This window comes from Clostridium sp. YIM B02551 (genome assembly GCF_022324735.1).
Classification (GTDB): Bacteria; Bacillota; Clostridia; order Clostridiales; family Clostridiaceae; genus Clostridium_T; species Clostridium_T paridis.
Genome location: NZ_JAKGTF010000002.1, coordinates 218,682 through 240,540 on the forward strand (window position 1 = coordinate 218,682; position 21,859 = coordinate 240,540).

Annotated in this window: 20 protein-coding genes and 1 other annotated feature; of the genes, 5 read left to right on the forward strand and 15 right to left on the reverse strand. The window is 29.9% G+C overall.

Going from position 1 to position 21,859, the window contains the following annotated elements:
- Nucleotides 1-3: 3 nt before the first annotated feature.
- Nucleotides 4-1,017: a 3-deoxy-7-phosphoheptulonate synthase gene (gene aroF / locus L1S47_RS03730; RefSeq protein WP_238882164.1), complete on the reverse strand. Its 1,014-nt coding sequence runs from the start codon at nt 1,015-1,017 to the stop codon at nt 4-6.
- Nucleotides 1,018-1,621: 604 nt separating this feature from the next.
- Between aroF and L1S47_RS03735 the strand changes: the two genes are divergently transcribed.
- A complete protein-coding gene (locus tag L1S47_RS03735) occupies nt 1,622-2,176 on the forward strand; it encodes a GNAT family N-acetyltransferase (protein ID WP_238882165.1) in 555 nt (184 codons plus the stop codon).
- A gap of 40 nt (nt 2,177-2,216) precedes the next feature.
- On the opposite strand, the gene L1S47_RS03740 is transcribed toward L1S47_RS03735, so the two are convergent.
- From L1S47_RS03740 to L1S47_RS03755, 4 genes are all read right to left on the reverse strand, one after another.
- Nucleotides 2,217-2,762 (reverse strand): NADH peroxidase, encoded by a 546-nt coding sequence (locus tag L1S47_RS03740; RefSeq protein WP_202769420.1) that lies wholly within the window; start codon nt 2,760-2,762, stop codon nt 2,217-2,219.
- A gap of 136 nt (nt 2,763-2,898) precedes the next feature.
- Nucleotides 2,899-5,145, reverse strand: a complete 2,247-nt coding sequence (locus tag L1S47_RS03745) for a sensor histidine kinase KdpD (protein WP_238882166.1) — start codon at nt 5,143-5,145, stop codon at nt 2,899-2,901.
- Nucleotides 5,120-5,815 (reverse strand): response regulator transcription factor, encoded by a 696-nt coding sequence (locus L1S47_RS03750; RefSeq protein WP_238882167.1) that lies wholly within the window; start codon nt 5,813-5,815, stop codon nt 5,120-5,122. The genes L1S47_RS03745 and L1S47_RS03750 overlap by 26 nt, the downstream gene beginning before the upstream one ends.
- A gap of 133 nt (nt 5,816-5,948) precedes the next feature.
- Nucleotides 5,949-6,311 carry a YccF domain-containing protein gene (locus tag L1S47_RS03755; protein WP_202769417.1) on the reverse strand — a complete coding sequence of 121 codons (363 nt, stop codon included), beginning with the start codon at nt 6,309-6,311 and terminating at the stop codon, nt 5,949-5,951.
- Nucleotides 6,312-6,480: 169 nt separating this feature from the next.
- Nucleotides 6,481-6,685 (forward strand) — a binding site (T-box leader).
- A gap of 47 nt (nt 6,686-6,732) precedes the next feature.
- Here L1S47_RS03755 and leuS point away from each other — a divergent pair.
- The gene (leuS, locus tag L1S47_RS03760; protein WP_238882168.1) at nt 6,733-9,183 is read left to right on the forward strand and encodes a leucine--tRNA ligase; all 2,451 of its coding nucleotides are present in this window, start codon (nt 6,733-6,735) and stop codon (nt 9,181-9,183) included.
- 231 nt (nt 9,184-9,414) lie between these two features.
- Here the strand turns inward: leuS and L1S47_RS03765 are convergent, their stop codons facing one another.
- Nucleotides 9,415-10,149 carry a hypothetical protein gene (locus L1S47_RS03765; protein ID WP_238882169.1) on the reverse strand — a complete coding sequence of 245 codons (735 nt, stop codon included), beginning with the start codon at nt 10,147-10,149 and terminating at the stop codon, nt 9,415-9,417.
- A gap of 213 nt (nt 10,150-10,362) precedes the next feature.
- Here L1S47_RS03765 and L1S47_RS03770 point away from each other — a divergent pair, with 213 nt between their 5' ends.
- The gene (locus tag L1S47_RS03770; RefSeq protein WP_238882170.1) at nt 10,363-10,692 is read left to right on the forward strand and encodes a HesB-like protein; all 330 of its coding nucleotides are present in this window, start codon (nt 10,363-10,365) and stop codon (nt 10,690-10,692) included.
- Between the two features lie 96 nt (nt 10,693-10,788).
- Here L1S47_RS03770 and L1S47_RS03775 read toward each other — a convergent pair whose 3' ends face one another.
- From L1S47_RS03775 to L1S47_RS03790, 4 genes are all read right to left on the reverse strand, one after another.
- The gene (locus L1S47_RS03775; RefSeq protein ID WP_238882171.1) at nt 10,789-12,123 is read right to left on the reverse strand and encodes a VWA-like domain-containing protein; all 1,335 of its coding nucleotides are present in this window, start codon (nt 12,121-12,123) and stop codon (nt 10,789-10,791) included.
- 17 nt (nt 12,124-12,140) lie between these two features.
- Complete coding sequence (locus tag L1S47_RS03780) at nt 12,141-13,259, reverse strand: ATP-binding protein (RefSeq protein ID WP_238882172.1); 1,119 nt, start codon at nt 13,257-13,259, stop codon at nt 12,141-12,143.
- Nucleotides 13,260-13,370: 111 nt separating this feature from the next.
- Nucleotides 13,371-14,141 carry a hypothetical protein gene (locus L1S47_RS03785; RefSeq protein ID WP_238882173.1) on the reverse strand — a complete coding sequence of 257 codons (771 nt, stop codon included), beginning with the start codon at nt 14,139-14,141 and terminating at the stop codon, nt 13,371-13,373.
- A gap of 230 nt (nt 14,142-14,371) precedes the next feature.
- Entirely contained in the window at nt 14,372-15,166 is a 795-nt protein-coding gene (locus L1S47_RS03790; RefSeq protein WP_238882174.1) for a GTP pyrophosphokinase family protein, read from the reverse strand.
- A gap of 116 nt (nt 15,167-15,282) precedes the next feature.
- Here L1S47_RS03790 and L1S47_RS03795 point away from each other — a divergent pair, with 116 nt between their 5' ends.
- Together L1S47_RS03795 and L1S47_RS03800 are read left to right on the forward strand one after the other, a co-directional pair.
- The gene (locus L1S47_RS03795) at nt 15,283-16,077 is read left to right on the forward strand and encodes a DUF2225 domain-containing protein (RefSeq protein ID WP_202769409.1); all 795 of its coding nucleotides are present in this window, start codon (nt 15,283-15,285) and stop codon (nt 16,075-16,077) included.
- Nucleotides 16,078-16,101: 24 nt separating this feature from the next.
- The gene (locus L1S47_RS03800) at nt 16,102-17,082 is read left to right on the forward strand and encodes a methyl-accepting chemotaxis protein (protein WP_238882175.1); all 981 of its coding nucleotides are present in this window, start codon (nt 16,102-16,104) and stop codon (nt 17,080-17,082) included.
- Nucleotides 17,083-17,174: 92 nt separating this feature from the next.
- On the opposite strand, the gene L1S47_RS03805 is transcribed toward L1S47_RS03800, so the two are convergent.
- The 5 genes from L1S47_RS03805 to tyrS form a co-directional block, all read right to left on the reverse strand.
- A complete protein-coding gene (locus L1S47_RS03805) occupies nt 17,175-17,456 on the reverse strand; it encodes a helix-turn-helix transcriptional regulator (RefSeq protein WP_202769407.1) in 282 nt (93 codons plus the stop codon).
- A gap of 102 nt (nt 17,457-17,558) precedes the next feature.
- Nucleotides 17,559-18,245 (reverse strand): metallophosphoesterase, encoded by a 687-nt coding sequence (locus tag L1S47_RS03810; RefSeq protein WP_238882176.1) that lies wholly within the window; start codon nt 18,243-18,245, stop codon nt 17,559-17,561.
- Between the two features lie 26 nt (nt 18,246-18,271).
- Entirely contained in the window at nt 18,272-18,535 is a 264-nt protein-coding gene (locus L1S47_RS03815; protein WP_238882177.1) for an EscU/YscU/HrcU family type III secretion system export apparatus switch protein, read from the reverse strand.
- Between the two features lie 7 nt (nt 18,536-18,542).
- Nucleotides 18,543-20,333, reverse strand: a complete 1,791-nt coding sequence (locus L1S47_RS03820; protein WP_238882178.1) for a hypothetical protein — start codon at nt 20,331-20,333, stop codon at nt 18,543-18,545.
- 136 nt (nt 20,334-20,469) lie between these two features.
- Nucleotides 20,470-21,690, reverse strand: a complete 1,221-nt coding sequence (gene tyrS / locus L1S47_RS03825) for a tyrosine--tRNA ligase (RefSeq protein WP_238882179.1) — start codon at nt 21,688-21,690, stop codon at nt 20,470-20,472.
- Nucleotides 21,691-21,859 lie beyond the last annotated feature (169 nt).

Sequence of the window (21,859 nt, forward strand, 5' to 3'; positions counted from 1 at the left end):
AAATTATATTTCTCTTCCTACAGCAGCTGCAATTAGTGATAATTCCTTTACTAACTTGTCATATTCTTCTGGTCTTATAGATTGCGGTCCGTCACAAAGTGCATTAACTGGGTCATTGTGTACTTCAATTATAAGTCCGTCTGCTCCAACTGCTATTGCTGCTTTTGAAAGAGGATCTACCATCCAATTCTTCCCTGCCGCGTGACTAGGATCTACTACTACTGGTAAATGGCTTAATTTTTTAATTGCAGGTATTGCACTTAAGTCTAATGTGTTTCTTGTGTAAGTTTCGAATGTTCTTATACCTCTTTCGCAAAGAATTACGTTATTATTTCCACCAGCCATAATATATTCAGCAGACATCAATAACTCTTCTATTGTTGCTGATAACCCTCTTTTTAGAAGAATGGTTTTATTTGTTTTTCCTAATTCCTTAAGCAAGTCAAAGTTTTGCATATTTCTCGCTCCAACTTGAATAATATCAACATCTTCAACAAATCTATCTAAATATTGTGTAGACATAATTTCTGTTACAATTGGCATTCCTGTTTCTTTTCTTGCCACCTTAAGAAGGTCTAACCCCTCAGTTTCTAGTCCTTGGAAACTATATGGTGAAGTTCTTGGCTTAAAAGCTCCTCCTCTTAATAACTGCGCCCCAGATGCTTTTACACTTTTAGCAATTGATATTATTTGTTCTTCGCTTTCTACTGAGCAAGGACCTGCTATAAGTGCAATCTTTTTTCCCCCAATAGTAATGCCATTTACGTCTACCTTAGAATTCTCTGGGTGAAACATTCTATTGGCTTTCTTGAATGGCTCTTGAACGTGCATAACCCTTTCAACATTCCTATTTGCTTCAATTTTATTAGGATCAATCTTACTAGTGTCCCCAATTAACCCCAATATCATTAATTCTTTCCCTATTACAGGATGTACTTCTACCCCAAGATTTTTTATTGCTTTGGTTAAATTATCCACCTCAGCCTTTGGTGTTTTTGGTTTTAAAATTACAATCATTAATAAATGCCCCCTTAAATTATAGATTTTTTATATAAAAAATCGTCAAGGCTATTAAAAGCCGTCGATTTTTTTCTCGCATCTGCCTTTCCAAACGTATGTGAGGAAAATCTGGCAGGCGACTAATTTTATTTTTTACTCTTTAGAGAAACCTAACTAATTCTTAAATTGTAATTGAAACTTATAAAGCAAATCACAACTTTAAAATATTATACAGTCCTAAAGAGTAAAAAAAATAAGGCCCATCTAATGAGCCTTATTTATCCAAGGTAATTTTTTATAATTAAAAGTTTAGTTAAGATTATCCTTACTCATTAGGAATTAACAACTATTTTATTACAGAACAATTGACCAGCGCTAAAATAAAAGCCCCAGCTAAAGTAAAAGTATCCAAAAAATTGTCCTGCTATTTTGTTAATTCTAGTAAGCATGATAACCTCCTGTGAGAAATTCTGTAAAATTCTTTTTTCCATTGTATACTAAAGATTATTCTCTGTCAATATTAAGAAATCCTTTACTGAAAATTTATTATAATGTCAATCATTTATGTGTATCATATATTAGTATTAATATTACTACTCTTTCACATGAGGTGATAGAACAAATGAGAAATGACATAGTAGTTTTAGAAACTCCTCGATTGTTACTCACTAATCTGCAAGAAAAGGATGCCTCAGTTTTATTTAATTATTGGTCTGATGATGAGGTAACTAAATATCTTAATATTGATTCACTGAAAACTAATGATGAAGCAAAAGAAATCATAGGCTATTTTAATGAATTACACCTAAAAAATAGAGGGTTCCGATGGGGTATTTTTTCTAAGGAAGGCAATATTTTAATTGGAACTTGTGGTTTTATTAAGGGGATATTAAATCAAGGTCATATTGGAGAAATTGGTTATGAACTGGGCAGAAATTACTGGGGAAAAGGTTATATGAAGGAAGCCTTAACTGCATTAATTTACTACGGTTTTAACGATTATAGACTAAATAGAATTGAGGCTTATGTAAAGCCTGAAAACACTGCCTCAATTAAAGTATTGGAAAGCATGAATTTTATAAAAGAAGGAATTTTAAGAGAGCATCACCAAAGTAAAGATAAATTTTATGATGTAGCTATATATTCACTACTTAGAAGAGAAACCAACATAAAATAAGAAGAAGATACCCTAAGTATCTTCTTCTTTATATTAATTATTAGTTATTGAAATATCTATCTAATAATCCTTTAAATGCTTTTCCATGTCTAGCTTCATCTTTACACATTTCATGTACTGTATCATGAATTGCATCTAAGTTTAATTGTTTTGCTAAAGTTGCTAAATCTTTTTTACCTTGGCAAGCACCATGCTCTGCATCTACTCTCGCTTGAAGGTTCTTCTTAGTATCAGCTACAACAACTTCTCCAAGTAATTCTGCAAACTTTGAAGCATGTTCTGCTTCTTCAAAAGCTATTCTCTTATAAGCTTCTGCAACTTCTGGATATCCTTCTCTATCTGCTTGTCTAGACATTGCTAAGTACATTCCTACTTCTGTACATTCTCCAGTAAAGTTTTCTCTTAAACCTTGGATTATTCTTTCATCTACTCCATTTGCTACTCCGATTCTATGTTCATCAGCAAAATTTAATTCTCCTGATTGTTCAACAAACTTTTCTGCACCAGCTCCACAAATTGGGCATTTTTCTGGAGCAACTTCTCCTTCGTAAACATATCCACATACTGTACAAACAAATTTTTTCATATTAAACTCCTCCTAAGAAATTAATTTTATTATATTTATTTTATTATTTTAAATTCTCTCGACATGTTTTATTATATAATAATAATTATTAGTTGTAAAGAGTTTTTCCAAAATTTATTTATATTTTTTTTGCTTTTTATCCTACAATGGGAAATTTCATTATTGTTTTGAATAAATCTCCATCAACTTCTACATTAAATTCTCCCCTTTGAAGCTCTGTAAGTCCTTTTGAAATGGCTAACCCCAATCCTGACCCTTCTGTATTTCTTGATTTGTCTCCTCTCTTAAATCGTTCTGTTATTTCATCATTATTAAAATCTATTTCGTAGGCTGAAATATTTTTCATTATAATTACAACTTCATTTTCATGTCTTTCAACATTAATATATACTCTTGTATTATCCAAAGAATACTTTAAAATGTTAATAATTTGATTCTCAAATACCCTCCAAGTTCTTTTACCATCTACCATAACATATATTTTTTCACTTGGTGTATTTACCCTAAAATCTAGAGAACCTTCTTTTATTTTTTCCTCAAATTCTGCCAAGGATTGCTTTAGTAAGGCGACAATATCAAGTCTTTCCATATTTAAATCTATTTCTCCACTAGCCGCTCTAGAAGCTTCAAATAAATCCTCAATTAGTGTTTTTAATCTTTGGGATTTTCTATCTATAATCTTTATATAATCTTGGATGTCTTCGCTAGATAAGTTCCCCTTTTTTATCAAATCAACATAATTAATTATAGAAGTTAGTGGTGTTTTCAAGTCATGGGAAACATTTGTGATTAACTCCGTTTTCATTCTTTCACTCTTTGTTTCATTCTTAATTGATTTTTCTAAACCACTTTTTATGCTATTTATATTTTTAGCTAATGTACCCAAAGTTCCAATTTGCTTTTCATCTATTTGATAATTTAAATCTCCACTGCAAATCATCTCTGAACCTTTTACAATCTTACTGAAGCCCACTGTAAACTTCATTCCGTAATAGCCCACCAAAGCTAAATAAGGAATTATATAAACTAAAATTATAATAATACTAAGTGTTAAGCTTCTTGATATTGGAATTAAGAATAGTGCAAAGATGAATAATAATGTTAATAGAACAAATATACTCACTTTTATTCCTATTGATTTCACTAAAAATACTTTCTTTACTTGGTTAAATAATCTATATAAAACACTGCTTTCTTTTATGACTCCTTTTATTCCAACTAGCTTAACTCTTTTTCTCAGTAGGATATAGGTGCATATTATGAAATAACTAGATAAAACTATAATCTCTTCCGTACCATAAAAATTAAATAATATGCTAGTAAAAAAATTTACCACATAAGCAATAAAAATGTTTAATACTAGTTTCATCTCTAGCCATAACTTTTCATATGCTCTAACCACGAAATTATCAATTAAATTTCTTCTATGCTTTATTACATATATTAAAGATAATAAAAGTAACACAACTGCTACGCCTTCTGAAATAGCAAATTTCATAAAGTTATTTTGTCCATATAGAAATTGATTCTCAGCTTGTTTTATATTATCTTGATAATATAGCTTTTGAGGTAGCATTATTAGTAGCTTTACTTTTTCATTTTTTACAGCATCAAAGGATCTAGAATCATAGTTATTAAAGTAATTACCATTTATAGTTCCTGTTACATTCTCTAAAATATTTCCTGCCTTTCCCCCATCAAATAATGCATAAAATCTAGCCTCTTTTTCTAAGTTTTTAATTGCCTCACTATTACTAAACTCATTTTCCAAATTTGTTTTTAATATTTCATTATTTTCACCATTATAAATTACGTATTGAAAATTTTTAAAGATATCCAGTGTCTTTTCTATACTCTGATATTCTGATTTTTTCTCTGATAATATTTCCTTTTTTACATCTTCCTCTGTTGCTTTATGGAGATTATTAAATAATGCAAGCCCCTCAGCATAAGTATTAAAATTTCCCAACTCTGGTACGCCATAGGTAGTTACTCCTCCAGTTATTACTTCATTTGTTACACCATTATTCACAGTGTTACTTGAGTCATTTTTTTCATTTTCCTTTATCTGATCTAACTGAACCTTTATAGAATTATACTCATCTTCATGTACCTTTAACCTATTTTGTATATCAGTCTTAGAAATTTCCTTAAATCTATCACTATCTTCTCCAGCTCCATACTTAGAGTATGAGCCCATTAATGTATTGTAAAAATCAAAAAGATTAGACTTAAAATTATCTGAATCCATAAAATTTAAGTTTCTATATCCATATCCTCTTATAAGTTCTGGTACAATTATTGTTTGAGCGAATAATGAAGAAATCAATATTATAAGACTTAAAAAATATATAAATTTATTGTTTTTCAATTTTATAGCCAATTCCCCACACCACCTTTAAATATCTCGGTTCTTTTGGATTTATTTCTATTTTTTCTCTTATTCTTCTTATGTGAACTGTTACCGTATCTGCATTAAAAGATGGTTCATTCCAGACTCTTTCATATATTTCTTCAATTGAAAATACTCTTCCCTTATTCTCCATAAGTAAGGTAAGAATTTTTAATTCTAACGGAGTAACCTTTACATCTTGTCCATCTACTTTAAATTCCTTAGTTAATTTATTTAAATATAATCCTCCAACTACTAGAGCTCCTTCAGGTTCTCCAACATAATTGCCAAACTTAATATATCTTCTTAAATGTGATTTTACCCTAGCGATTAATTCTATTGGATTAAAAGGCTTTGTAATATAGTCATCTGCTCCTAAGTTAAGTCCCAATACCTTGTCAGTATCTTGTGATTTTGCTGATAGCATTATTATAGGTATATTTTTGCTCTCTCGTATCTTTAATGTAACTCTCATTCCATCCATTTTAGGCATCATAATATCCATAATAATAAGATGTATCTCTTCTGAACTTAAAATATCTAAGGCTTCTAGTCCATCATAAGCTTTAAAAACGTTATACCCTTCGTTTTTTAAATATATTTCTATCGCATCTGTTATTTCTATTTCATCATCTACTACCAATATGTTCTCTTTAGTCATATATTCTCCCCCTCATCTCTTCTCCCATATATTATACCACCTCCTAAAGAACCACCTTAAGATAAATGGTAAAATAAAAGAATTACAAAGTAACCTCTGTAATTCTTACAATTCCCTTACAAAACCTATTAACTTATCTAATTTCTTTTCCAAACGGCATTAAACTAAGCTGTGCTAATTTAAAAAACTGCAAGCCAAAGGGAATTCCTACAATAGTTAAACATAAAATCACACCTGATATTAAGTTACCTAATGCAAGCTCGATTCCTCCAAAAATGATCCAAAGTATATTAGCCAAGAAAGCTACTCCTCCATTATCAACTGTAACTACCTCTTTTCCAAAAGGTGCAAACTGCAGTGATGCCATTTTAAAGCATTGTACTCCTATTGGTATACCCACAATAGTCAAACACCAAAGTGCTCCAAAAAATAACCATGCTATACTGTGTATTAACCCTCCAAAAATAATCCATATAATATTACCAAAAAAGCTCATTTCAACACTCTCCTTTTGATATATTATATATAATTATTTTTATTTTTGAGTACCTTATAATTAAAAATTATAAAATCTTAAGATTTTGTTTTTATTCTATAATATATACTCCTAATTTCATTCTTGATTTACCCATAGAAATATCATATAATAACATATAATGTAATAATTCAATGCATTGATTAGAAGTAGTAGTATTGAACTTCATTTATAGAGAGCTATTGGTTGGTGTAAAATAGCATTGAAACAATATGAACTTGTCTATGAGCTTCTTTGTTAAAGCAAAGACGTTAACCACGTTAAGGTTTTAAGTGAGAATAATATATTTATTCTAACAAGAGTGGTACCGCGGAATGTAACCTTTCGTCTCTTAATTATGAGATGAGAGGTTTTTATTTTTATATTTTAAGGAGGAAAAATTATGGGAAACTACGGAACTTCCATTGATAAAAAGTGGCAAGATAAATGGGAAGAAACAAAACTTTATGAGTTTGATAAAGAAAATTTAGATAAGAAACTATATGTATTAGAAATGTTTTCTTATCCATCAGGAAGTCAGCTTCATGCAGGACACTGGTTTAACTATGGTCCAGTAGACTCATGGGCAAGATTTAAAAGAATGAATGGCTACAATGTATTCCAGCCTATGGGCTTCGATGCATTTGGACTTCCAGCTGAAAACTATGCAATTAAAACAGGAATTCATCCACATGATTCAACATTAAAGAACATAGATACTATGGAAAAGCAGCTTAAAGCTATGGGCGCTATGTTTAACTGGGAAAGTGAAGTCGTTACTTGCCTTCCTGACTACTACAAATGGACTCAATGGGTATTTTTAAAACTATATGAAAAAGGATTAGCATATAGAAAGAAAGCTCCAGTAAATTGGTGTCCATCATGTAATACCGTTCTTGCAAATGAGCAGGTTATAGATGGTGCATGTGAAAGATGTTCTACTGAGGTTACAAAAAAAGACCTAACTCAATGGTTCTTAAAAATAACTGATTACGCTGATGAATTATTAGAAAAGCTTGATACACTAGATTGGCCTGAAAAGACTGTAGCAATGCAAAAGCATTGGATAGGAAGATCAACTGGTGCTCAAGTTACCTTTAATTTAAAAGATTCCGATTTAAGTTTTGATGTATTTACTACAAGAGTTGATACTCTATATGGTGTAACATATGTAGTTTTAGCTCCTGAGAATCCATTAGTGGATGAGATCACAACTCCTGAACAAAAAGCAGTAGTTGATGCTTATAAAGATGAGGCTAAAAAACAATCTGATATAGAAAGACAATCAATCTCTAGAGAAAAAACTGGAGTATTTACTGGTTCCTATGCTATTAACCCTATAAACGGAAGAGAGGTTCCTGTATGGGTTGGAGACTATGTTTTAGCTACTTATGGTACTGGTGCTGTAATGGCTGTTCCTGCCCATGATGAAAGAGATTTTTCTTTTGCTCAAAAGTTTAACTTACCAATTGAAAGAGTTATTAATGCAAAAGACGGTTCTTCTCCTGAACTTCCATATTGTGAATATGGCGTATTAACAAATTCTGAAGAATTTGATGGATTAACAACAGAAGAAGGTAAGGTTAAACTTGTTGAAAAACTAGCTAAAAATAACTTAGGTGAACAAAAGGTTAATTACAGATTAAGAGACTGGTTGGTTTCAAGACAAAGATATTGGGGTTCACCAATTCCAATAATTCATTGTGAAAAATGTGGAACTGTTCCTGTTCCTGAAAAGGACCTTCCAGTTCAATTACCTTATGATGTAGAGTTTACACCTGATGGGAAGTCACCTCTAGCAAAAAATGAAGACTTTATAAATACAACTTGTCCTTGTTGCGGAGGTCCTGCAAAAAGAGAAGCAGATACATTAGATACCTTTGTATGTTCTTCTTTCTATTATTTAAGATACGCTGATGCTCATAACAATGATAAAGCTTTTGACCCTGAAACAATAAATAAGATGCTACCAGTTGATAAATATGTTGGTGGTCCAGAACATGCATGTATGCACTTACTATATGCTAGATTTATTACAAAAGCATTAAGAGATATGGGATATCTAAACTTTGATGAACCATTCTTAAGCTTAACTCACCAAGGTCTAATACTTGGGCCTGATGGATTAAAGATGAGTAAATCTAAAGGGAATACAATATCCCCTGACGACTATATTAAACAATATGGTGCAGACGTATTTAGAATGTATCTAATGTTTGGATTTGCTTATACTGAAGGTGGAGCTTGGAGTGATGACGGAATTAAATCTGTTAATAGGTTTGTTGAAAGAATTGAAAGAATCCTAGAAACTTCAAGAGAGTTAATTTCTAAAGGAGATAATTCTAAAATTGCCATAGACAAAGCTGAAAAAGAGCTTAATTTCTGGAGACATAATACAATAAAAGCTGTTACTGATGATACAGATAAGCTTCAATTTAACACAGCTATAGCTAGAATGATGGAATTTATAAATGCTCTTTCCAAATATGTTCAAGAATCTACACTAAATTTAGATTTCTTAAAATCAGTTCTTGATGATTATTTAAGACTTCTTGCACCATTTGCACCTCATTTCTCTGAGGAACAATGGAACTTACTTGGAAATTCATACTCTATATTTAACGAAGCTTGGCCAAAATTTGACCCGAAAGCACTTGTTAAAGATGAAGTTGAAATAGCTATACAAGTAAATGGAAAAATTAAAGCAAAAATAAATGTTCCTTCTGATTTAAGTGAAGATGGAATAAAAGAAGCTTCTTTAGGTAATGACTTAGTTACAGCAGCTATCGATGGAAAAACTGTAGTTAAGGTTATAGTTATAAAAGGTAGACTTGTAAATATTGTTGTGAAATAAAAAATCGTCAAGGCGATTATGAGCCGTCGATTTTTTCCTCGCATCTGCCTTTCCAAACGCATGTGAGGAAAATTTGGCAGGCGACTAATTCTATTTTTTACTCTTTAGGGAGTCTAGTGAATCCTCAGATTATAATTCAAACTTATAATTTTATCCACAATCTTTAAATGTTATAAATTCCTAAAGAGTAAAAAAATGAGCTGTTTCGTAACTGAAACAGCTCATTTTCATTTATAATACCTCACTAAATGCGTGCAAAACTTCTTTAACTATATACTCATTCATAGGTTTAAAATCTTTGAAATACTTAGTTTCTTCAAATTTATTATATAAATCTCTAACCATACTTAACCATTCTTCTGGGATGTATACCCAAGCTAAGTCTTCCATTTGGCAGCTTAACAAGAACCTTTCTAATCCCCAAAATGAATACTCATTAATATTATGTAACTTATTAAACTTAATATAATCACTTACAATATCTAAGCTCAATTCATAGCTATATATATCAACAAAGAAAAAATCAAATTCTTCTTCTTTTGCACTAAAAGCATCCTCATTTATAATTCTAATCTTTGGATTTTCATTAAAACTTTTATAATAGAGTTCGATAATCTCTTTTGATTTCTCATATACTATTACTTCTTTTACTTGAGGTTTTTTAATTATTTCTTGCACATAATAACCTAGTCCTAAGCCTACTACTCCAACTTTTCCTTTTGCTCTCTTTATACTTTCAAAGCACCCTTCTATCTCTAGTGGGGATAAACTCATAATTATTCCATCACTTGAACTTAGTTCTAAAATAGTGTTATTAAACTCTTCATCAACCTCAAAAAGATAGTGTTCAACCGGCTTATCTATTCCTTCTTTTTTTATTATTTTAAAGTCTCCTAATTGATTTTCATTAATAACCGCATTATACTCTTCAATTTTATCTATATAATATGCTCTATCAAAGGGCATCTAATCACATCCTAACTATAGCTTTACCTTTGTTCTATTTTATTTCAATTAATAGTATAAATCAAATACTAAATATAAATACACTTAATATTATAATAACACAACTTACATATACTAGAAATAATTATTATATTTCCCCTCTTGAAGTTTTTAGTAAAATACACTATAATGTAAACAATAATTATTATCATTAATGAGAAGTAGGTGAATTGTATGAGTAAATTTATATTAAGTGAAGAAGCCTATACTGAATTTAAAGGCTTTTTAGGTGAAAATGATATTGCTGACTTTAATGTAAGAATTAATCTTGCAGGATATGGTTGCAGTGGTCCTGCATTCAATATTTCAATAGAAGAACCAAAGGAATCAGATACTGTTGAAAAAGTTAACGATATTACATTTTTTGCTGATAATGCACTAGTTGATGAATTCGGTGGATTTATCATTCTATCAACAGATGAAAATGATGGTAGAGGCTTAAGTCTAAGACCTGTTATAGAACCAGAAGCTTCTGGTTGTGGAACTTGTTCTGGATGTCATTAAACTCACTAAAATACAGAGTTTTAACTCAAAAATTGAGTTACTATAAATAAAAAGTAGAGGGGAACCCTCTACTTTTTATTTATAGAATTTATCTTACTATCTTGCCCAATCATGAATAGCTTCTCTTAAGGCTTGTAACCCATAAGTATTATCATATTTCTCCTTTTGAACTCTTTCTAACCTAGTTACAGCTCCATAGGAGGTTTCTAACGATAACTGTTCATCCGAAGTTAATACCCAAATAGTTCTATAATTAATAGGTTTTACTCTAAGTTTTTTTTCACCTACTCCATCAGTAAAATAGATTACAACTTCATTTCTTAAATTGTTCTCTTTAATGTACTCAAATACTGGTGAAAAACAAGTAGCACCATGCTTATCCAATCTAGGCTTTATATCTTTTACAGTATTTAACTGATATATCCTTCGGATTTCTTTATCACATTCAATTACTTGTATAATCCCTAGTTTATTCTTACATAATGATAATATCTCTTTCATGATGCTTTTAACTTCGCTATCACTCATTGATGCAGAGATATCTATTGCTACTATTATCTTTGGAATAGAATTAGGAAGTTTGCCTCTTATATCCAGTCTATCAGGTTGTCTTCTATCTTTTCTGGTTATAGTCTTTTTATATCCGACTCTACTACTGTTTATTACATTTCTTAATAACTTCTGCCATACTATTTCTTCTTTTTCACTATACGCTAGAATCATTTTTTCTATATCTTTAGGAGCCTTCCCCTTATATGCACTAATGGAAGTTCTTTTATTTATATCTTTTAAATTATCTAAGCTTAGTGTACTTTGCTCCCATGAATCATGAGCTTTCTCTAAGTCAACCTCTTTATCAAATACATTATTATTGTTTTTAACAACATTGTTTTTTCTTATATTTATTACCTTTTGTATTTCTGTAGCATATTGCTCTATTGTCATATCTTCATTTAACTGTAGATTATATTCTAAGTTAACTGCATCAAGTTTTTTTGCGAAAAGCGGAAGATTTTTTATATACTGATTAATTGATATGTCCATAGCAATGTTAATAGCCAAAGAAGATACCTTGTTTTTTAAACTTCTCTCTCTTTCATAATGATTAAATATTATATGATATATCTCATGCTTTATTAATGCCCCAACCTCCTTTGATGTTAAAGGAAGTATCAGAAAAGGATTATAATACATTAAATATCCTTCTGAAGTCGGAACAGTAGAAATCGGCCATGTTATTTTAAAATCAATTTTCCTCTTAGCTTGTATTATAAATTGTCCAAAGAAATTATCCTCTCCAGACAAAAGACTTATATTAACCTCTTCTATTATGCTCCAAAATCTTCTTACAAACTCCTCTGTAAATTCTTTTGGAGATTCCATTTCATAACACTTCTTTAATAACCATTTGCTTTCCTCTTCATAATTCATATTATTTATCACCCTCACTACCTTGAATATATATCAAAGAAGGCATCTAAAAATTCCTCGTTATTTAGAAATTCCATATATAAATCATTAGAGCAATCACTTTTAATTTCTTTCATAATTCCTAACCTTAAATCCTTTGGATAAAGTTTTAATACTTCTGAGAATATAGTGATATTTCCTTTTCTGTTTTTTAGATCTTGTAAATAACTTAAACAATTCTTTGAAATAATATATAACCTTGAGTGGTTTTCTCTTGATATTCTATCTTTAATATCAAATGTTAAAATATTCTCTTTAAATATATCCTCTGGTTTAATAAGTGGATTTTTTATGTTATCTATAAAGCTTATAAAATCTCCTGCAATAGCTACGCCTATATTCCCCTTAACAAGGTTATAAAAAATATTTTTTGAAACTGATTCTTTGCTGTTTAAGAATATTTTATACCCCTTAGATACCCTTTCCCAGCTTCTTGGAGTTGCTTTTATATGATCTGTTGAATTTGGTGTATGTAGGTAATCTGGAAATGAAGATAAAAATTCTATTATATGCTCATGTATCTCTCCATCTGACATTGCCCATTTAAGCCACTCTTTTATATCTACCTCCATTTGTATCCAAACAAATCTATCCTCTTGAGCTGGATCCATGTCCACAACTTGATATTCGCTATTCTCAAAATCATCGTATTTATTTGATGGATTCATTGCCGCAATAACATATACATCTTTATGTAAGTAATATCCGTTAATTTCTCTATTTAAAATTAAATTCATTAACTCTTGTTGCACGGTATGCTCACATCTATTTAGTTCATCAATAAATAAAAGAACTTTATGCCCATTTTCAATTAAATTATCAACCTCAATTAACTTGGAATGAGTAGCATACTCGGTCACATTTCTTTCTATTGTTTGATTACCTAGCACAAACTTCCTTTTAGAAACTGTTGGCAAACCTCCTATTTCTCCTTCTTTTAGTAGATTTGCATCAATGGATACCAATGACCACCTATTTTTAATTGCTAATTTCCTAATAAGTGATGTTTTTCCTATTCCACTTTCTCCAATTAACAAAGGTACGTCTCCAGCTTCAATAACTAATTCAACTGTATTTAATGCATCTTTAAAATTCACTTCTCTCTTCCTCTCTATATCAATAGGTTTATTTATAGGAAACTTAATTTATTATTTTATTAGTTGAACTTAGTACTCTACACCTATTCAATCTAATGCTCTGACTTAATTCTAAACTGATAACTTATAATCTACTAAAATCATTTTTGCTTTTTTACTCCCATAGTTATTGATAAAATTAATCTTATCCATTTCAATAATTTCTAGATTTAAAAAATCAATTAAGTACTTTTCATCAATTACTTCCGCTTTTAGCTTTTTAGATAACACCTCTATAACTAAATCTATATCAATATCGTTATAGACATACTTAACTACATTTACATTATCTTCTATAAAACATTTAAGTTCCTCGTAGGTATAACTTATGTAATTTATTGCTTCTTCACTTATTTTTATTGCCTTTCTCCTGCATTCTAAGCTAGGATTATCCACAAACCTAATGGCTCCCCAGTATGTATCAAGGGCCTTTAGTATAACTTTCTCTGATGGATTTTTTATATATTTAATTGCATCATAATCTTTTTCTACTGAAATCAATTGAATTTCTTCTGAAGGATCTTTTACAAATTGAATTGCCCATCCCTTAGTCTTAACTGCTTCTTTAATAACTACCTCAGAAGGGTTCTTTATTAACTTTAATGAATTCCATAAACTCTTTACCCCTAATATTTGCACTTCTTCAGCTGAATCTTCAATATATTCAATGCTCAATGGATTATTTCTCACTGCTTTCAATTGAACTTCCACTGATGGATTTTTTATATACCTAATTGCTGTACCATTTTTCCCGACTGCTAATAATTGAAGTTCTTCAGATGGATTTTCAATTTCTCTTATATATATTGGATTATCTTTTATTTTAATTTCATAACTGTTCATATTAGATTCCCTTTCATAAATTCACTCTAATATTTAATTTGTATTTCTTATTATTTAATATTAATTATTAAGTATATTATATATAATAAAGGCTCCTCAATCTATAGGGTTTTAAGTTCAACTATTAACTTATTCATGCCTGAAAATGTCCAGGAGCCGACATTTTCAAACAAGTATAAGTTAAGTTTCCTATAAAAAACCCTATATAATCATGAGTTGCCTTTATATATCTAACCTTCTTTATACTTATCAATATCTCTATGTATAGAAAACAATAAACTATTTAATTCCCATACCTCACCATCTTCAATAAGTTTATTTAATGAAACTTGATATCTACTAGCATCTGCAATACGTCCTAAACTTGTTAAAGTTAGTATACTACTCATTATATTTGATATTATATCTGATTTTACTTCAAAAAGTTTTTGTGCATCCTTTATTTCGTCTTTTATAAATAACATTTCCTCATCTAATCTAAAAGCTGCATCAGCTGCACTCTTCAATTTTTCACTAATTTCTATTGGCTTTTGATGTTTATATTTATAATTAAGTGAATGTTCAATTGTAGCCCAAAAGTTCATTGCCAATGTTCTTATCTGAAGTTCAATTAATAATTCTTTTTGACCATCAATCATATTTACTGGATACTTTATTATCATATGGTAACTTCTATATCCAGACGGCTTAACATTTTTGACATAATCTTTTTCATATAATATCTGCATATCAGTTCTTTTTCTAAGAAGTTTAACAACTGTATCAATATCATCAACAAATTGACACATTATTCTTATTCCACCTATATCCTCAAGCTCATACTCTAATCTATTTATAGGTATACCAAACTTGTTTGCTTTTTCTAACATTGAAGATACTTCTTTCACTCTACCAGTTATAAACTCAATTGGTGAATATTCATTTTTTCTTCTATATTCTTTTCTAATACTTTTTAGTTTAACCTTAATTTCTTCAACTGCCTGTTCATAAGGCATCAAGAATTTTTTCCAATCACTTATTGCCATATTATATCACCTATTCTCAAATTCTACATTTATTATATCAAAATATTCCTCTTATGATAATTAAATTTTGAACGATAATATAATATATGTTAATATATACTTAGAGGTGTATTGCGATGAATGATATTTTTTCTGGATTAGAAAACCTAGGTTTTGATGACCTAAAGAATTTAAAAGTTTATGATGAAGCAAAAAAACAAGAATCAGCGCCGAATAAGGCAAAACAAGTTTCACAAGAAGATTTTTTATTTGACAAGCAAGTTTCTTGTCCAGTATGTGGTACCTCTTTCAAAACCCCAACTTATAAAGTGAATGGGCCTAGAAAAAAGGGACAAGATACTGATTTATTTATTCATTATGATGTTGTTAACCCCTATTTTTATGATGTTTGGGTTTGCAACAGTTGTGGATATGCAGCAATGAAGACTGATTTTCCAAAAATAAAATCATTTCAAAAGGATATTATACTATCTTCAATAACTCCTAAATGGAAAGGAAGAGAATATCCTAACGTCATAGATGAAAAGTTAGCTATAGAAAAATATAAATTAGCACTTGTTAATGCAATCTATATTCAGGCTAAAAATAGTACAAAAGCTATGATTTGCTTAAAAATAGCTTGGATGCATAGGATGCTTAATGATAAAGAAAATGAGTTATCGTTTTTGTCTCAGGCCTTGAAAGGATTTAATGATGCATATAGTACTGAGGATTTCCCAATCTATGGCATGCAAAGATATACTGTTATGTTTTTAATTGGTGAATTAAGCAGAAGGACTAAAAATTATGACGATGCAATGCGATGGTTCTCACAGGTAATTACTACTCCTGGAGTTCCTGAAAAGGTTAAGAACTTATGTAGAGATTGTAGGGATCTTATACGTGAAGAATTATCTGATTCTCAAAATTAATATTTTTACTTAGGAGGCTTTATTATGGGATTTTTTAACAATTCAAAGAAACAAAATATCGAAGAAAGTTTTCAAACAACTAACGAAAATGTAGAGGTTACTCCAGTTATGGAGAAAAAAGTTGACTCACAAGTTTTATCATCAATAAAAAGTGAAATTCAATCACTTCAAGGGAATTCAGATACATTTAATTCATCTATAAACAATATAGATAATACATTAAGTTCTCTAGCAGATTCCTCAGTAAAACAAAGTCAAAATATATCGGAAGTTACTTCTTTTGTTGAGAACCTACGTTCATCAATGGAAGAATTAGCATATAACGTTACAAATGTTCACATAAAAGTTCTAGATACTGATGATGCTGCTGGAAAAGGTATAAGCACAATCACAACTCTAGACGGCTCACTTGAAGAATTAAAGAATGCATTCAATGTAAGTTCTTCTACTGTAAATGACTTGGTTGGCAAATTAGAATATGTTAATTCAATTACAGATTCTATAAGTCAAATAGCAAACCAAACCAATCTTTTAGCTCTTAATGCTGCTATAGAAGCTGCTAGAGCAGGAGAAGCTGGAAGAGGTTTCTCAGTTGTTGCAGGAGAAGTTAGAAAACTAGCAGAAAATTCAAAACAAGCAGTTCAAAGTATAACTAAATTACTTGAAGAAATTAAGGTTGACATAATAAGTGCATCTAATGCTATAAACGGAGGAAATGATGCTCTTGTTTCTCAAGAAGAAGCTATTTCCTCTACTAAAGATTCATTTAGCAGCATAAAATCTTCTATTAATGATGCAACTCAAGAAATAGAAGTATTCGTAGAAAACCTAACTACCGTTGCTGCAAAAACTTCAGAAGCTACTGATCAAGTTAAAGACTTAGAAACATTAACTTTAGAAAATGCAGCATTGACTCAAGAAATAGCTGCTACATTAAAAGAAGAAGCTCAATCTTCTTCAAGTATAAATGATGGTTTAAAGAGAATTGCTAATTTAATTGAATAGCATATAAATAATATATTATTTTATTTCATTAAATTTTCCTTGGCAAAAAATAAGAAGAGAAAGGTAACCCTTTCTCTTTTCTATTTTAACTTTTAAGTCTCACAAATAGATTTTACAATTTTAATTATTTTTTCATTTTTTACTTTATAAATTATTTCTAGACCTTTTCTTTCCCCATGAATTATACCAGCTGCCCTTAGCTTTCCAAGGTGTTGAGAAACTGTTGATTGTGGCATATTTAAGCACTCTTGCATTTTAGACACATTACATCCGCCGTGTTCTGCCAATCCTTTTACTATGCATAACCTTACTGGGTGTGCTAAAACCTTTAATATCTCACACAAATCTTCCAATTCTTTATAATTTAATTCCATAATATCACCCCAAACTACTCTCCATGTTTTTTCTCATTGTAATCTAGTATATTCTTATACTATGATACACTAATTAAACAAGCAAGAAAAAATCAAATAATATTAAAGTATTTTTATAGGATTAAAATCAATATAATCGCACGAAGTCATAATATATTCAATTCCATCCTTTTCTCCGTTTAGTACATTCCCCAATGAAGGTCCATGAAGATGTCCATATACAACCTTTTTAACTCCATACTCTTTAAATATGCTAACAAATCCAGATTCATTAAATTTCTCATTAGTTGGCGGGTAATGAATCATACAAATTATATTTTCAAAGCCTTTACTTTTAGCACTATCTAAAGATAACTTTAATCTTATAAGCTCTCTGTTATATATTTTTTCATCTTTTTGAGAGAATTTTTCACTTCCTGGGCATATCCATCCTCTTGATCCACAAATAGCCCATTCGTTATATTCAAAAAAGTTATTCTGTATAAAATTCATATTATCATATAATGAATTTAATTTTTTTATTCCACCCCACCAATAATCATGATTACCTTTAATTATTACTTTTCTTCCAGGTAATTCGTTTATCCAATTTAAATCTTCTAAGCTTTCGTCTGTTTTCATTGACCAAGATATATCTCCAGCAATTAGAACTGTATCTTCATCACTTATATTCTTAATCCAATTTTGTTTTATTTTTTCTTCATGCTTTATCCATTTATCTCCAAATATATCCATCGGCTTATCTGAATTAAATGATAGGTGCAAGTCTGATATTGCGTATAATGCCATGTTAAGTCACCCTTTACCTATTTAATTTACTTTCGATTTTTATTATCTAAGTCTGTAATAAAAGCAATTACATGGGCTACAGCTTCATATAAATCATCTGGTATTTCATTTCCTACATCAACATTGCAAAGTAAATCTGCTAACTCTTTATTAACTACTACTGGTACGTCATTTTCATGAGCCTTTTCAAGTATTTTCTCCGCTACATATCCCATTCCAGCTGCAGTAACCACTGGAGCATCATAATTCTCTTCATATTTTAAGGCTGCTACTTTTCTTTTATGATTCATGGTTAGTCTACACCTTTCTATCTAAAATCACTAAGTTTGTTGAATTGAAAAATTCCCTTGAGTTTGTAAGATTAACCTCTTCAATTGCTTGAGATACTACTACCTCACTATTATATCCTAGTGAATTCAATGCATTCAGTAGATTCCTACTCTCTTTTTCAAAACTTTTAATATATTCCTCACTACATTTTAAATCAATATATAAATTTTTACCTTTTAAGTTTAAGAAAGCATCCACTTTTCCCAAATTAACTGTATTAACAGATACCACCATTTTAATGTTAGTAGAGTCTATTTTCTTACCTTTACCTCTCTCATCTTTGATAATTAGCTTGCAATCATATTCTCTTTCCTTAAGCTTTAACGGAACATCCATATAATAATAGTTATTGCTAATTGAGTTAAAAGTTTTAAATTCATTCAAATTATTTTTTATGAAGTCTAACGCTTTTGTAAATACTTCCTTTTCGCTATCGCCTGACTTAGTTGCTACAATTAATTCTTTTATTAAATTTTTAACTTCGATACTTTTTTCTCTAATTGAATCCTTAACTAGTTCATTTGTTGGCTTAATATTATTTTTTATTATTTCTTCATTTTTATCTGTGTCTAAAGAAAATAAATCTTTTATTTCTTTAAATTCGTCATTATCTACATTATAACCCTTTTGTTTAAGTTCATTTGCAATTTGTCTTAAGTCTTTGGAATTTAAGGTTTCGATAGTTTTATTATTGCCTTTTAAATATGTTTCTACTTCTTCTTTAAAAATATCTTTTGTTAAAACCTTTTGAGAGCTATCCTTCAAATTACCTTGTGACACTTCTTCATCATTCCCTGCTATAGCTGATTTAGTATCACTTTTATTTAATAATTCTTTGCTCCTTGCTTCTGCAGAAGTGCTTTCCTCTATTTCACCAGACATCTTTTTAAGAACATCTAGCATACTGACTTTCTTATCTTGAACATTGTTTGCATAAATCTCTTTGGGTAAAATAGTTCTATTATTTTTTAATTCCCCAGTATCATCATTACTTGTACCAATATTCGCAGAATTATTATTAATACTTTCATCTAGAGTCTCAAAATTTGAATTCTTTTCTATTTGTCCATTAAGGAGCATTTTTTCAATTGATTTTCCATCCTTAAATAAGTTATTATAACTTTTTATATTTTCTTCAGTTAATTCAATGTTATTTTCTACCATTGTTAATATATCATTATGATCTATTTTTTTAAATTCCTTAAAAAATCCTTCCAACGCTGTTCTTACTTCCAAAGCTTTTGAAGTACCATCTGAAATATTTTTACTAGCCAAAAAATTATTTATAAATTCATTAATCTCATCACTATTGACTTTTGATTGGTCATTAAAATAAAATATTGAAGAAAATTTTAATATATTCTCCCTCGTTAATGGTATATTAAATTTCACTAAATTCTTTAAAACATCAATATCATTTTTAGCCAATCCTTCAGATTTAATTAAAGCTTGCAATGGATCCTGTTCTTGGCTTGTACCTTTATTCTCATCTGCTACTAATTTCAGCTTAAGTTTTCCTTGGTCAAACCCCAAAACTTGAAATTTCAAGAGCTTATCTAATTGCTCTGGAGTTAGCTCTCCATCCAACTGTGCAAGGAACTGCCAACCATCTAATAATTTTATTGTAAATTCACCTTTACCATCACTATTCTTAATTATTCTACCAGAAAATTTTTCTCCTACTTCAAATGTTAGTTTCGAAGATAGTCTTTTAGCTCCTACAGAATAAACAGAATTTATATTCCAAACTCCAGGCATAGTAATCCTCTCCTAAAAAATTAATATACAATATATATCGTATAAATTTATAAAAAATTGAAAGAGGATACACTTAAGATTTTAATATAAAGAAATTATATATTCCTAAAGTGATCCTCTAAAATTAGAATAAATTTTATTCCACAACTATCCTATTATAATTCTTTTTACCTCTTTTAATTAATGCAGAGCCTTCTTTCACATCCTCTTCAGAAAATTCTCTTTTAAAGTCTAAAACTTTTTCTCCATTTAGAGTTAATCCACCTTGCTCCACTAGTCTTCTTCCTTCTTTCTTTGAAGGTATAACCGAAGTTTCTACTAATAAATCTAAAAGAGCTTTACCAAATGCTTCTTTGCTCACTGTTACAGTTGGAACATTACTCAAATCATTTCCTGAACCAAATAATGCTTCTGAAGCTTCTTTAGCCTTCTGAGCTTCTGTTTCACCATGAACTAACTTTGTAATTTCGTATGCTAATACCTTTTTAGCTTCATTAATTTCAGCATCTTTTAAGCTACCTAAACGTCTTACTTCTTCCATAGGTAAAAATGTAAGAAGTGATAAACACTTTTGCACATCAGCATCTCCAACATTTCTCCAGTATTGATAGAAATCATATGGAGAAGTTTTTTCTGGATCTAACCACAATGCACCATTTACGGTTTTACCCATCTTTTGTCCTTCACTATTGGTTAATAACGTACATGTCATTGCAAAGGCATCTTTAGCTGATTTTTTTCTTATAAGTTCAACTCCAGCTATCATGTTAGACCACTGATCATCCCCGCCCAATTGCATTTTACAATCATATTCCTTATTTAATACATAAAAGTCATACCCTTGCATAAGCATATAATTAAACTCAAGAAATGATAATCCTTTTTCTAATCTTTGTTTAAAACACTCAGCTGTAAGCATTCTATTTACTGAAAAATGAGTTCCTATTTCTCTTAAGAAGTCTACATAATTTAAGTTAAGTAGCCAATCAGCATTATTTACAATTAAAGCTTTTCCATCTTCAAAATCAATAAACTTTTCCATCTGCTTCTTTATAGATGCTACGTTATGCTCTATTTGCTCTTTAGTAAGCATCTTTCTCATATCTGTTTTTCCACTTGGGTCTCCAACCATTGCTGTACCGCCACCCAATAGTGCTATAGGTCTATGTCCTGCTTTTTGCATATGTGCCATAAACATCATTGCAATGAAATGTCCAACATGTAGCGAATCTGCTGTAGGGTCAAATCCTATATAAAAAGTTATCTTTTCTTTCTCTAATAATTCTCTTGTTTCTTGCTCATGAGTAAATTGTTTTATGTACCCACGATCCATAAGTTCGTCTAAAATCATTGACATTATACTTCCTCCTAATAAATGCGCATATATACTTAGTATATAAATAATTCAATATTTTATCAACAAATTCCGCTACTAAAAATCTTAAAGCCTATTATTTCCCAAAGAATAAAATAAAAAAGCCCTATTACAGGCTTTATACTAAGTTACATCCATCTTCTTTCCATGA

Excerpts from the sequence above, each read along its gene's own strand:
- aroF (WP_238882164.1), bottom strand. The coding sequence starts at position 1,017 with ATGATTGTAATTTTAAAACCAAAAACACCAAAGGCTGAGGTGGATAAT.
- L1S47_RS03735 (WP_238882165.1), top strand. The coding sequence starts at position 1,622 with ATGAGAAATGACATAGTAGTTTTAGAAACTCCTCGATTGTTACTCACT.
- L1S47_RS03740 (WP_202769420.1), bottom strand. The coding sequence starts at position 2,762 with ATGAAAAAATTTGTTTGTACAGTATGTGGATATGTTTACGAAGGAGAA.
- L1S47_RS03750 (WP_238882167.1), bottom strand. The coding sequence starts at position 5,815 with ATGACTAAAGAGAACATATTGGTAGTAGATGATGAAATAGAAATAACA.
- L1S47_RS03755 (WP_202769417.1), bottom strand. The coding sequence starts at position 6,311 with ATGAGCTTTTTTGGTAATATTATATGGATTATTTTTGGAGGGTTAATA.
- leuS (WP_238882168.1), top strand. The coding sequence starts at position 6,733 with ATGGGAAACTACGGAACTTCCATTGATAAAAAGTGGCAAGATAAATGG.
- L1S47_RS03765 (WP_238882169.1), bottom strand. The coding sequence starts at position 10,149 with ATGCCCTTTGATAGAGCATATTATATAGATAAAATTGAAGAGTATAAT.
- L1S47_RS03770 (WP_238882170.1), top strand. The coding sequence starts at position 10,363 with ATGAGTAAATTTATATTAAGTGAAGAAGCCTATACTGAATTTAAAGGC.
- L1S47_RS03775 (WP_238882171.1), bottom strand. The coding sequence starts at position 12,123 with ATGAATTATGAAGAGGAAAGCAAATGGTTATTAAAGAAGTGTTATGAA.
- L1S47_RS03785 (WP_238882173.1), bottom strand. The coding sequence starts at position 14,141 with ATGAACAGTTATGAAATTAAAATAAAAGATAATCCAATATATATAAGA.
- L1S47_RS03790 (WP_238882174.1), bottom strand. The coding sequence starts at position 15,166 with ATGGCAATAAGTGATTGGAAAAAATTCTTGATGCCTTATGAACAGGCA.
- L1S47_RS03795 (WP_202769409.1), top strand. The coding sequence starts at position 15,283 with ATGAATGATATTTTTTCTGGATTAGAAAACCTAGGTTTTGATGACCTA.
- L1S47_RS03800 (WP_238882175.1), top strand. The coding sequence starts at position 16,102 with ATGGGATTTTTTAACAATTCAAAGAAACAAAATATCGAAGAAAGTTTT.
- L1S47_RS03805 (WP_202769407.1), bottom strand. The coding sequence starts at position 17,456 with ATGGAATTAAATTATAAAGAATTGGAAGATTTGTGTGAGATATTAAAG.
- L1S47_RS03810 (WP_238882176.1), bottom strand. The coding sequence starts at position 18,245 with ATGGCATTATACGCAATATCAGACTTGCACCTATCATTTAATTCAGAT.
- L1S47_RS03815 (WP_238882177.1), bottom strand. The coding sequence starts at position 18,535 with ATGAATCATAAAAGAAAAGTAGCAGCCTTAAAATATGAAGAGAATTAT.
- L1S47_RS03820 (WP_238882178.1), bottom strand. The coding sequence starts at position 20,333 with ATGCCTGGAGTTTGGAATATAAATTCTGTTTATTCTGTAGGAGCTAAA.
- tyrS (WP_238882179.1), bottom strand. The coding sequence starts at position 21,690 with ATGTCAATGATTTTAGACGAACTTATGGATCGTGGGTACATAAAACAA.